At 33.9% G+C, this 11,479-nt stretch carries 15 protein-coding genes and 1 pseudogene; 12 read left to right on the forward strand and 4 right to left on the reverse strand.

All coding sequences use genetic code 11. The features are described from left to right. Window positions 1–419: 419 nt before the first annotated feature. Window positions 420–953 (forward strand): GNAT family N-acetyltransferase, encoded by a 534-nt coding sequence (locus tag BLL41_RS21845; protein ID WP_003230849.1) that lies wholly within the window; start codon window positions 420–422, stop codon window positions 951–953. Window positions 954–1,075: 122 nt separating this feature from the next. On the opposite strand, the gene yokF is transcribed toward BLL41_RS21845, so the two are convergent. Beyond that, window positions 1,076–1,966 carry an endonuclease YokF gene (gene yokF, locus BLL41_RS21850; protein WP_071579403.1) on the reverse strand — a complete coding sequence of 297 codons (891 nt, stop codon included), beginning with the start codon at window positions 1,964–1,966 and terminating at the stop codon, window positions 1,076–1,078. Window positions 1,967–2,147: 181 nt separating this feature from the next. On the opposite strand from yokF, the gene BLL41_RS21855 reads away from it, so the two are divergent. Together BLL41_RS21855 and BLL41_RS21860 are read left to right on the forward strand one after the other, a co-directional pair. Then, window positions 2,148–2,402: a SunI/YnzG family protein gene (locus BLL41_RS21855; RefSeq protein WP_071579404.1), complete on the forward strand. Its 255-nt coding sequence runs from the start codon at window positions 2,148–2,150 to the stop codon at window positions 2,400–2,402. Between the two features lie 65 nt (window positions 2,403–2,467). Further along, window positions 2,468–3,022, forward strand: a complete 555-nt coding sequence (locus BLL41_RS21860) for an SMI1/KNR4 family protein (protein ID WP_071579405.1) — start codon at window positions 2,468–2,470, stop codon at window positions 3,020–3,022. Window positions 3,023–3,090: 68 nt separating this feature from the next. Here the strand turns inward: BLL41_RS21860 and BLL41_RS21865 are convergent, their stop codons facing one another. Continuing rightward, entirely contained in the window at window positions 3,091–3,483 is a 393-nt protein-coding gene (locus tag BLL41_RS21865) for a hypothetical protein (RefSeq protein WP_071579406.1), read from the reverse strand. Between the two features lie 230 nt (window positions 3,484–3,713). Between BLL41_RS21865 and BLL41_RS21870 the strand changes: the two genes are divergently transcribed. Both BLL41_RS21870 and BLL41_RS21875 read left to right on the forward strand, forming a co-directional pair. Then, window positions 3,714–5,465, forward strand: a complete 1,752-nt coding sequence (locus BLL41_RS21870) for a T7SS effector LXG polymorphic toxin (RefSeq protein ID WP_071579407.1) — start codon at window positions 3,714–3,716, stop codon at window positions 5,463–5,465. Window position 5,466: 1 nt separating this feature from the next. Beyond that, a complete protein-coding gene (locus tag BLL41_RS21875) occupies window positions 5,467–6,063 on the forward strand; it encodes an SMI1/KNR4 family protein (RefSeq protein ID WP_071579408.1) in 597 nt (198 codons plus the stop codon). 334 nt (window positions 6,064–6,397) lie between these two features. Here BLL41_RS21875 and bsrG read toward each other — a convergent pair whose 3' ends face one another. Then, window positions 6,398–6,514, reverse strand: a complete 117-nt coding sequence (bsrG, locus tag BLL41_RS22765; RefSeq protein WP_009967548.1) for a type I toxin-antitoxin system toxin BsrG — start codon at window positions 6,512–6,514, stop codon at window positions 6,398–6,400. Window positions 6,515–6,746: 232 nt separating this feature from the next. Here bsrG and BLL41_RS21885 point away from each other — a divergent pair, with 232 nt between their 5' ends. Together BLL41_RS21885 and BLL41_RS21890 are read left to right on the forward strand one after the other, a co-directional pair. Then, entirely contained in the window at window positions 6,747–7,214 is a 468-nt protein-coding gene (locus tag BLL41_RS21885) for a DUF4879 domain-containing protein (protein ID WP_071579409.1), read from the forward strand. A 5-nt stretch (window positions 7,215–7,219) separates the two neighbouring features. After that, on the forward strand, window positions 7,220–7,579 hold the full coding sequence (locus tag BLL41_RS21890; protein WP_071579410.1) for a hypothetical protein: 360 nt from the start codon (window positions 7,220–7,222) through the stop codon (window positions 7,577–7,579). Between the two features lie 41 nt (window positions 7,580–7,620). Here BLL41_RS21890 and BLL41_RS21895 read toward each other — a convergent pair whose 3' ends face one another. Next, a complete protein-coding gene (locus BLL41_RS21895) occupies window positions 7,621–7,956 on the reverse strand; it encodes a YolC/YozM family protein (protein WP_071579411.1) in 336 nt (111 codons plus the stop codon). A 173-nt stretch (window positions 7,957–8,129) separates the two neighbouring features. Here BLL41_RS21895 and BLL41_RS21900 point away from each other — a divergent pair, with 173 nt between their 5' ends. The 5 genes and pseudogenes from BLL41_RS21900 to sunT form a co-directional block, all read left to right on the forward strand. Then, a complete protein-coding gene (locus BLL41_RS21900; RefSeq protein ID WP_071579412.1) occupies window positions 8,130–8,462 on the forward strand; it encodes a YolD-like family protein in 333 nt (110 codons plus the stop codon). Beyond that, a complete protein-coding gene (locus tag BLL41_RS21905) occupies window positions 8,455–9,705 on the forward strand; it encodes a Y-family DNA polymerase (protein WP_071579413.1) in 1,251 nt (416 codons plus the stop codon). The genes BLL41_RS21900 and BLL41_RS21905 overlap by 8 nt, the downstream gene beginning before the upstream one ends. Before the next feature lie 101 nt (window positions 9,706–9,806). Then, a complete protein-coding gene (gene sunI / locus BLL41_RS21910) occupies window positions 9,807–10,124 on the forward strand; it encodes a sublancin immunity protein SunI (RefSeq protein ID WP_060398793.1) in 318 nt (105 codons plus the stop codon). Window positions 10,125–10,422: 298 nt separating this feature from the next. After that, the gene (gene sunA / locus BLL41_RS21915) at window positions 10,423–10,593 is read left to right on the forward strand and encodes a bacteriocin sublancin-168 (protein ID WP_009967544.1); all 171 of its coding nucleotides are present in this window, start codon (window positions 10,423–10,425) and stop codon (window positions 10,591–10,593) included. A gap of 57 nt (window positions 10,594–10,650) precedes the next feature. Next, a pseudogene (sunT, locus tag BLL41_RS21920) lies at window positions 10,651–11,479 on the forward strand (sublancin transporter SunT); the annotation flags it as partial.

Raw genomic sequence — 11,479 nt, forward strand, 5'->3', positions numbered from 1 at the left:
GTATATAGTATCTAACTCTAAATAAAATTCACATTTTATTTAAATCTGAAAGTGGCTTGATTGCATACCAAATATAAGGTACCCTGTATATGTATCATAGGGGTTTACCACCACTATAACGCCAGAGAGCTCCCTCACATAGCTCTCTGGTTCTTTTAATTTATAGGCTGTTTTTGCATAAAGACCATCATGAAGATGAAAATTTTAAAGATGAACTCAAATAATGTAAGGGAATAACATACTAAGGTTGATCCCAAATATGCAAATTCATATAATAAGTATATACTAATCTGTTTATTAAACTTATGTGTTGAGCTGGGTAAGTAAACGTTCTTAATGGTTTCGGTCATTAAGGAAGTGCCATTTATAGGATGAAGAAAAAGCTTATGGTAATTAATTAAAAGAACAGGAGACTATGAATGGAATTCTTAATTAGACAAGAACTCACACATGAATATAATACGACTGAAGAAATTGTTAAAAGAGCTTTTTTAAATGAAGAATATAGTGACAAGAAAGAGCATTTACTTGTAAATAGGATTAGAAAATCAGATGCATTCATTCCTGAACTTTCATTGGTCGCATTAAATCAAGATAAAGATATCGTAGGCCATGTCCTTTTATCTAAAATAAAAATCATAGATGGCGATAACACTGTCGATTCTTTAGCACTTGCTCCAGTTTCTGTTGCGCCTGATTATCAGAAAAAAGGAATTGGGAGTAAATTAATTCGTACTGCGTTAAAAAACGCAATAGAGCTTGGTTATCGTTCAGTAATTGTTTTAGGACATAAAGATTATTATCCAAGGTTTGGTTTTAAGCCAGCTAGCTTATGGAATATAAAAGCCCCATTTGAGGTGCCTGATGAAGTGTTTATGGCTCTAGAATTAGCAGATAATTCTCTTGAAGATGTGCAAGGTATCGTTAATTATTCAAAAGCTTTTTTTGAGTAAAAATTAGATGATTGATTAGATATTGTTAAAAAGAGGTTGTCCCAAAATTTTTTAATCTGTGGATAGCCTCTTTTTGTGTAAAGAGCCCTAAAAATAAAAAGAAAGCCACAAAGGGCTTTCAATTAGCGTTCACATGCATAGTTGTCATGATCCCTGTCCATTTTAGATTGGTAAGCAGGGTGGGAACTAGGCACTCCATTCGGATATTTCTTTCTTAACTCTGTGCAATTTTTAAATGTTTCTGTTTCTCCAGTTGTCTCTGAAGAAGCTTCTTTTTCAGTTGTAGTCGAAGTTTCACTTGATGCCTTTGGAGTAGTAGGCTGTTTAGCTGCCGGTTTAGATGTTGTTGCTTTTTTAACAGCAGTCGTTTTCTCCTTCACACAGCCATCAAATCCTCGGTCAGTCACATACCCATTCTTACTCCAAATTGAAAGCTTCTCCGATTTTGCTTCCTGCTCGTCTTTCTTAAATCGGTCTATGTATTTCGTATTTGGCTCATATACATATGCTACTCTGGCCAATCCTTCTTTTAGCAATGTTTCCTGAACAGATTTGCCATCCACATAAACATAAGCTAAGAGTCTTCCGTATTTATCTCTGCGATCGCCTTTGTCAAATTCCAGCTGCAGCTTACCACTGTTAACCAATTCTTTATTTCGCTTAGAAGCATCTTCACCGTACGGTTGAACACAAGAATTTGGTTTCTTCGTCTCAGGTGTGTCTATGAGCAAGTAGCGCACTGTGTCTACATTGCCGTTGTAACTAACTTTAATTGTGTCACCATCAACAGCTCTATCTAGAGTAACATCGACCAATTCCTTTTTGTCTTTTTCCTTAGATTTATCAGCAGTTTTTTCTTTAGTAGATTCCTTTTGTTCTGTTTTCTTTTCTACATCTGTAGACGCTTGTGGTGTTTCTTTTTCTGTGCTTACTTTTTCAGAATCATTTGAGCTGCAGGCTGCCAAAGATAAGCTCAAAGTGAATGCTGCAAAACCTAATAATACTTTCTTCAACTTCATTTCCCCTTTTTAGAATGTTTGTTCTCTATTTATATCGGTAAACCATCAATAATTATAATCCTATATCCAATTATTGTGAATTTAATTTTTCCTTAATATCATCGCATTTCTCTTTAAAATTTCCAGGCGCATGTTAGAATTTCACTGAATTCATAGTCAAAAGGGGAATGTTTTTATGCTTGGAATCAAAGTTGAAAAATCAAATGAAAACTTAATTATCAATTGGCAACTATCAAAAATTGAAATTCCAATCAAAGAAATTAACGATGTATTCCTTGATCCAAACTATGGGGGAGAGGAAAAAAATGCAGTAAGGATTGGGTTTCCTTATGGCTCTACGGATAGGGTAGTGATTAAAACAGCAAATAACACTTATATTTTGTTCACTACTAATGCTGGTTCAATTATGAGTAAAATTGTTAATTCTTAAACATTAAAGATCATTTGCCATGTGTTTCGTGATAATAAAAAGCAATTATATATGGGGTGATTTATTTGACTAATTTTGTTCATAAGACAGTCAACGGTTTGAAAAGTCTCTTAGATGAAAAAGGGGCCATTAAATTATTTTGTTCTGAAGGAAATATCATGGAGTTCCTTGTTACATTTTCAGAGGACAAAGCAACCCTGAATGACATCCAAAGCTTTGAGGCTAAACACCAGCTCACCCTTCCAAAGGATTATCAGAAGTTCATGACACTACATAATGGTGCGAAAATTTTTCAGATTCTTTCTGATGGGGAGAATATAGGTGGGGGACTTTATTTATTTAGCCTTGAAGAGATTGAAGAGGAACTAAAATATGAGGATTTATTTGAAGGTATCAATGGCATCCCAATTGGTCATTTATTAGAAGGTTGTCATTTGATGATCGACAAAGATAAATTGGATAAGGGGGATCCCAACTATCTTTTTATATTACAATTAGGAGAGTATACACCATTAAATTTAAACTTTGAGATATTTCTAGATCGGTATATAGAATCCAATGGGGCAACTTTTTGGGAATGGCGATACTATACAGCAGAAAATTATTATAGAACACGATAGCACGATGTATAATATGGTTATCTTATTTCTTACAAAGTCTATAGGGGCTTAACAAAGCCCCTTACTTATTAGTCTGGAATGACAAATCCTCTAAGTTCTACTTCATGGTGGTGTTCTTCATTGATTAAATCTTCAGGAATGCTCAAATCGTATTTATGGTTTGTGAAAAAGTAAATGTATAAAAGTTTTCCTTGTTCAATTGATGGAGCTGTATCCTTATCACGCATAATAGCACCCAATTTAAAGCCCATGCTCTTTCCCTGTATTTTTAATTCCTTTGTAAATTGGCTTTCGATTTCGAGAACCTTTAATTTCTGATCGAGAATATTAACACCTTTTTCAATTTCCCTGTATGTGAAATAGTATTTAGACAATGCTTCTGTTTTATATTCAGCAGCATTTCTTTTTTTCAATAAATCTAGGATTTCATTAATCGTTTCTTGCGGCAAATTAAGCTTCATATTCTTATCTCCTTGAGTTTATTTTATGAACATACATATATATCATACAATATTTGTGCTATTCAATTGGAGAAAATTATTAATTATCGAGAAATTTGGTTTTGTTATAAATAACTTAAATGAAAGGTGTATATAATCTTTTGTTAATTTAGTCTTAAAGTCTCGGTTCTTGTTGGAAGTTCTAAATTTGTTTATGGTAAGATTTAGTTAAAAAAGGAAAGGAGAATGAAATGAAGGTATTTGAAGCTGATTCACTGCTCTCTGAAGCGGATAAAAGAGCCAAAGAGTACAAGGAACTAAGGTCGCAAATGGTGAAGCTCAAAAAAACGTTTAAAGCTGTAGCTGACCTGGATGACAGCGAGTTTTCCGGTAAGGGTGCAGACAACATCAAAGCATTTTATCATGATCATGTCGGCGTAACAGACCAATGGATTGATTTAATTGACATGAAAATTGCTTTCTTAAGCAGTATTTCTGCGAAACTTGAAGATGCTAAGATGTCTGATGCTTACATAGAAGAGTCTTTTTTAGAACATGAGTTGGCTAACGCCTATACAAAATCAAAATCCATTATGTCTGAACAAAAGAAAGCGATGAAAGACATTCTGAACGACATCAATGACATTCTTCCTCTTGAAATATTCTCAACAGAAGATTTCAAAGATAAACTTTCTTCTGCAGATGACAAACGTGAAAAAACAATTGATAAGCTAAACAAGCTTGATGAGGATTTAAAAACAGAATACGCTGAAACAGAACCAAACGAACAATTTATTCAGCAAGACTTTAAAAAGCTGCAGGAATCAACAGGCAAAGGGAAGAACGCCACTCCTATTCACTATAACGCTAAAGCGTACAGAGAAAGTGATATACATAAGAAAAAAGGCGATATTGAGAAGCATTCTGAAGCTTACTTAAGCGTGAAGAAAGAAGAAGAAAAAGAACGAGAAATTAAAGAGTTGAAAAAGAAACTCAATGACGATGTTTCCGATCCTGATGAATATTTAGAGATTGCTAAGAAAGTAGGATACGAGAATCTGGAGCCAGCTCAAGCACAGCTTGCAGTGCAAATTGAACAAGCGAAGCAGCTAGAAGGAGCAGGAGAAATTACCTGGGATATCGTAAAAGGTGTAGGAGTAGGCTTATATGATGTAGGAAAAGACACTGTAACCGGCATATGGGACTTCATCACCGATCCAGGAGAAACACTCTCAGCACTGGGGAATGCAGTTATTCATCCAGTGAAAACCTATGACGCTATTTCAGCAGCAATAGAAGAGTCATATCAAAAAGATATGGTGAATGGGGATGCCTATTCTAGATCAAGGTGGGTAACCTATGCTGTTGGTTCAGTGGCTGTAGCGGTTTTTGGAACAAAAGGTGCAGGAGCCATTAACAAGGCAGATGCAGCGGGCAAAGTAATAAACAAAGCAAGTCAGGCAGGAAAGAAAATTAAGGACGTCAAAATTCCAGATTTGCTGCCTTATAATCCTAAGTACGACCTTGCTATGGCAGGGGGCGTGCCATACAATGTAGTAAACGGAGAAAGTTTAAAAAATAGGCTATTGCAATTAGCTGCTTCAGCAAACCCACGTTCAGTATTGCCAAGGACTAGGGGGAAATGGATCGGTAAACCAGGTGATGGGCAATGGTATTCCGATATACCTGAAGTAAACGCCGCGACAAAAGGCGAACCGATTACTTTTAAAGATGGGCGTCCTGATTTTACTCCATGGACTGTTGCCAACATTAAATTTAAACCTGGAGAGTTAAACGGAACTAAAAAGGATTTTAGGCTTGTATATAAGAAAATTAAAGAGATCAAAGGTTTTAAGTCTCAAGCACAGGCAAAAAAATGGCTCTCGCAACAGGGGCTTACCCCACACCATTTGGATAGTACCACAATTCAACTGGTACCTAGTGTAATTAATAACAAAATACCTCATATTGGAGGAGCATCTGACCTAAGAGGAGGGTATTAAAATGAGCTTCACTAAGATCGAACAAAAGTTGAAAGAGTTTACGGTAGATACTGAAACAGATCCTTGCATTAATACAAATGAAAAACTCAAAGAGATTGAAATGAATATAGGTAATCAATTGCCTTCGGATTATAAGGATTTTTTGAAGGAATATGGAGGATGTTATTTAGAAAGTAAAAAAACAACAGATGAGATTGAGTATGACGTTTGTTATAAACCTATAGAGAAAGACCCTTGGATGGGGAAGGACGATGATACACAATTGTTAGAGGGTTTTTATGGTTTAGCGAACGATCACAATAGTCTTCTGAAAGCGATCGATACATATTCTGATCGCTTTCCTAGAAATATTATTCCTATTGCAAGCTCTGCAGGTGGGAATGAGATATGCATGGATATCGATAATGAAAAGATACTGTTTTGGGATCATGAATTAAGTCAACCAGATAAAGACTTTTTCCTGATTGCCAATTCGTTTGAGGAGTTTATCTTAAGTTTAGTTGATGAACCAATTGAAACTGATGATAATGTTAGCGATGTTGAAATTGAGATTTTGGACAATGATTTTGGAAAGTTGCTCTTTGGGAAGGACAACTAGTCTTTATTTTTTTAAAACGCTCCTCTAGGCAAAAGTATTGCAATTGTATGAGATGGTGCAGAAACAAGCATCCTCAATCTAAATAAAATAATGGTTTTATCCATAAAGCAATAGTATTGCAAATACCATTTTTATATGGTTATAATTAGGGTAATGATACAATTATATAATTATTTGATGCATTTGTTTAATTAGAGTGCATAAAATAAAAAAGGCCAAGGTGCTACCAACACCCCGGCTATGTACAAAAAGCTGCCCATCAAAGGGCTTGCTCTGATGCAGAAATAAACTTAGATAGACCTAACCCTTTAAGGTTTCCAGTCTCAAGGGAGGTCTATTTTTTCTTTTGACTTGACGTTACAATCATCATTATATTGAAGATCAACAAGACGGTATTTAATATCAACCCGCCAAAATTGATCATTATCATTAATGATTCGTAAACAGTCATTTTCCCACCCCCTTTCATAGGGGATGAGCAAGACTCCCTTGAGTGAGCAAACTTTATGTACAGGAAATATTATACTATACATAAATGTCCTTGTCGTTAAAAATTCACAATAAATTGACAATATGAAAAGAACTTGATAAATGCAGGTTCTTTTTTTTATTTCAAATATTAAACAATGCCCTTTAAATGACGATATTTAACATGTAAACTTGTACCAAGGAGGATTTAGGAAATGAAGAAGAGAATTACGTATGTGCTGCTTGCTCTTCTAGCAGTAATAGTTTTCGCTTTCACTGATTCATCGAAAGCCAAAGCAGCAGAAGCAACACCACTTTATTATCTGCAAATTACAGGGATAACATCAGATGGAAACGACTTTGCTTGGGATTACATTAACTTTAACCAAACCAAAGCTCCAAGTGTTTTAAAAGGTAATAAACTTCACGTTAGGGCTCGTTTTATGGGGTATACAAAGTTAACAGTTATCACGGGTAAAGATGGGAAAAATTTGTTATATGATGGTACAGCTAGGATGTACAAATCCGATGCCATTCTTGGTCAGAATAAGGTGGTTATAGGCTGGGATAAATATTTTGAGATTCCAATGGACGCACTTCAAGATAACTCTATACAGATTAAAGCATTAAGCTCAGGCACCACTTTTGTTTACAGCCAAAAAATTGATTTTGAAAGAGAGTGAACCAGGTGATTAGCACTTCTAATTATGATGTAACTAAAGATCCAAAGTTCTTAGCATTTTGCAGCTTAGCTACAGAAGGATACGGAGGAAATAACTCAGCTCCTAGTAGATCCATTGGTTTTAGTGAATTTTGTGAAAAACTTGAGAAAAATGAAGTAGTTAAACCCGAGAACAAAAAAAGCTCACTTGAACTAAATAAGTCTTTAGATTATTGGAAATCAAGATTTAATCCGGGAGGTAATCTCTCTGCATTAGATTCACAGGTATTAGATATTATCAAAAAAGCTTACAACTTAGGCATGGTTAACAAAAATAATATGTTGTTGCGAAACGAAGCAATTAATGCTTATAAAAATTCAATTTGAATTTGAGATATAGCCCAGCTTAGTAAAAGTGCTGGGCGTTTTTATTTATTAGAGTTATTTGCTTTCAGATACTCTCGATGTTCTTTCTCCAACTTTTCAATATCATCTTTAAATATATAGATCTTATATTTTTCCTTTGCTTCTCTTGACAGATTATGTTCTAAATATTCACGGAGCTTTGTTTCACTTTTGGTTTTATCCATGCCAATTGTAATTGCCGGATCTGTTATTCCAATTTGAAAACTAAATAAACCAAATTCATCCCAAGCACTTTCTAAAACTTCTTCAGGTGCTTTTTTGTTTGATTCGATTAAAGTAATACCCGATATAATCAAAACAGGAACTAAAATCAAAAATCCAATTAACCTCTTCTTCATTCACCATCTCACTCTCCCTCGTCGATAAGAATCTCTCCTTTATTAATACTACGTATATCATTATTGACCTTTATATTTTATTACCAACATTTACATCGAACTTTTGTTCTTGTTTATGTTGAATAAAGAACATTTGTTCTGTTAATATTAGATCAATAAAGGAGTGAGTCGATATGCTTAGGGATCGAGGAACAATCAAGTGGACATCAATGATGCTTCCAGAACACTTAACACAACTTAAACAAGATTTGATTGATGTATCAAAAATTGAAAAACCATCCTTAGATGACCAACAAATTGAAGAAATGGATCTTCTCGTCTCTGAGGCACTTGAATTTAATAAAGAGTTGAAATTCAAACTCTTTAACAATGGATTCGTTGAAAATGTCACTGGCAGAGTCCATTACATTAATTTTGAACAACACAGGCTTCATGTAAAAGACCAGAATGACAATACAATTTATATCAACATGAATAACATCATAGGAGTTACATACAATGATTGATTACTCACAATTTCCACGTAAGAATATACTTTGTGTCGATATGAAATCCTTTTATGCTTCTGTATCGGCTGTAACAATGGGACTTAATCCTTTAACATGTTATCTTGCTGTTGTAGGGAATACGGAGAGACAGGGAAGTGTAGTGTTAGCTGCATCTCCTGCACTTAAAAAAGATTTTGGAATCAAAACAGGATCGAGACTTTTTGAGATACCTGAAGATCCAAGAATACACATTGTAAATCCACAAATGAAGCTTTTCATCAGAGTTTCAACTGAGATTACAAAGCTGTTTTACAGATTTGTTCCTGAAAAATGTGTGCATACGTATTCAATTGATGAATCTTTTTTAGATGCAGGAAAAGAAAATCCTGAAGAAATGGCCAAAGCAATCCAAAGCAGCATGTGGAGAGAATTTGGTTTGATGTGCACAGTTGGAATTGGTGACAATATGTTGCTTAGTAAGCTTGCACTTGACCTGGAGAGTAAGAAAACAAAGTGTGGTATTGCACGTTGGAGATATGAAGATGTGCCAAATAAACTCTGGAAGGTTCACCCGTTGTCTAAAATGTGGGGAATAGGAGGGAGGATGGAAAGAAACCTGAACCGAATGGGGATATCGACTGTAGGCCAGTTAGCCAAGTATCCCTTAGAATTGCTTGAAAAGAAGTTAGGAATAATGGGAAACCAGTTGTATTATCATGCTCATGGAATCGATTTATCGGAAATAGGTGCTCCGTTAATGCAGGGGCAGATTAGTTTTGGTAAAAGTCAGATTTTACTGAGGGATTACACAAGGAGAGAAGAGATTAAGGCTGTTCTTCTGGAGATTTGCGAAGAAGTCGCAAGAAGGGCACGTACACATAATAAAGTTGGTCGAACAATCAGCTTGGGAATTGGTTACAGTAAAGATGAGCTTGGCGGTGGATTTCACCGTTCTAAAACAATTGATCTTCCCACAAATATTACAATGGACATTTATAAGTATTGCTTGATGCTCTTTAATAAGTTTTACTCAGGCAAAACAGTGAGAAGTATCTCAGTTACGTTATCAAATATTGAGGATGATGTTAATCAGCAGTTGAGTTTATTTGAAGTGGATAATGAAAAGAGAAGGAAACTCGGGTTTGTCATGGATGGGATTAGAAGCAAATTTGGATCAAAAGCAATTCTGAGAGCAGTTTCTTATACACCTGCAGGTACAGCGCTTCATAGAGCTGGACTTACTGGGGGACATAAAAGTTAAGATAAATTTAAACTTATATAACACATCTCTTAAAGTTTTTTTGTTTTAAAAAGTTAAAAAACATGGTAAAATTATATAAAAACATAAGAAAGAGTGATTATATGGAATATGTAGTTATGATAATCATTTTATTAGCACTTTTCTTTATTTTTACTGTTTTCCTAAATACACGTTATAGTTTTGATGAAAAATGCTTAGTTTTAAAATTTGGTTTATCTAAAACAGAAATTCCAATTAATCAAATAGTTAGTATTAAAGAGTCAGACAAGTATGGAGTGGCAGATAATATCGATTATAAAATTGGTATGCCATATGCTCAACCAGATAGAATTGTTATTGAAACTACAAATAAGCGTTTTCTAGTTTTTTTAAATGGAGCTCATCAATTTATTCAAAAGTATAAAAAGGTTAGTGTTTGAATATAAGAAAAGTACCTTCTTACGATAGAAGGTACTTTTTTATATCTAGTATTATTAAAAATTTAATTAAATTTTTATCATTATTAATTCAAAATAAATCCATTATGATCAATTTTGTTTAGTATATTACAACCAATTCTGTTTATCGATAGGTAATAGAGGTTTTTTCCTGAGATTTATGAACAAGTTATCTTATAATTTTCAAAAAAAAATAAAAAAATATGGTTGAATTTAGATTAATCTTCCTTTATATTAAAAAATGTAATCCGGATTACAAACAAATGGGGAGGTTTTACAAATGGAAAAACTATTTAAAGAAGTTAAACTAGAAGAACTCGAAAACCAAAAAGGTAGTGGATTAGGAAAAGCTCAGTGTGCTGCGTTGTGGTTACAATGTGCTAGTGGCGGTACAATTGGTTGTGGTGGCGGAGCTGTTGCTTGCCAAAACTATCGTCAATTCTGCAGATAAAACATTTATAGAGGGAATATTTTAAATATTCCCTCATATTTAAAGCGGGGATCGAAATTGAATAAGAAAAAGAAACAGAAATATGTTCATACTAAACAGTTTAATAGTCATGATTGTGGACTAGCTTGTATCTCGTCAGTTTTAAAGTTTCATAACCTTAACTATGGGATTGATTTCTTACTAGACCTAATTGGGGATAAGGAAGGCTATAGTTTAAGAGACTTAATTATTATTTTTAAGAAGATGGGGATTAAAACTAGGCCACTTGAATTGCAAGAAAATAAGACATTCGAAGCCCTAAAACAAATAAAGCTCCCTTGTATAGCTTTGTTAGACGGGGAGGAATATGGACATTACGTAACAATATACGAAATCAGAAATAACTATTTGATTGTTAGTGATCCTGATAAAGACAAAATAACTAAAATAAAAAAAGAGGATTTTGAGAGCAAATTCACAAACTTTATTTTAGAAATTGACAATGATTCAATTCCTGATAAAGAAAAAGATCAAAAAAAACATTCTTACTTTTTTAAGGACATACTTTTTAGAAATAAATTAATTGTTTTTGTGATTTTATTGACCTCCTTGTTCGTTGTGGCTCTTGCTGTAGCAGGGTCGTTTTATATAAAGTTTCTAGTTGATCTAATTATCCCAAGAAGCTTAAGAGAATCTTTAATCACAATCACTTTAATATTCATAAGTATGGTCTTAATAAGGTGCATCTTCGATTTTGTAAGATCATATTTGATAATAAAATTGTCTTACAAAGTTGATAAAGAGATGTCAAATGTTTATTTTAATAAGGTAACAAAATTGCCTATTAATTTTTTTGAAAATAGAGAAGATGGAGAGGTAATTTCTCGATTCAATGATGGTATATATA

This window comes from Bacillus sp. FMQ74, assembly GCF_001875785.1.
Classification (GTDB): Bacteria; Bacillota; Bacilli; order Bacillales; family Bacillaceae; genus Bacillus; species Bacillus stercoris.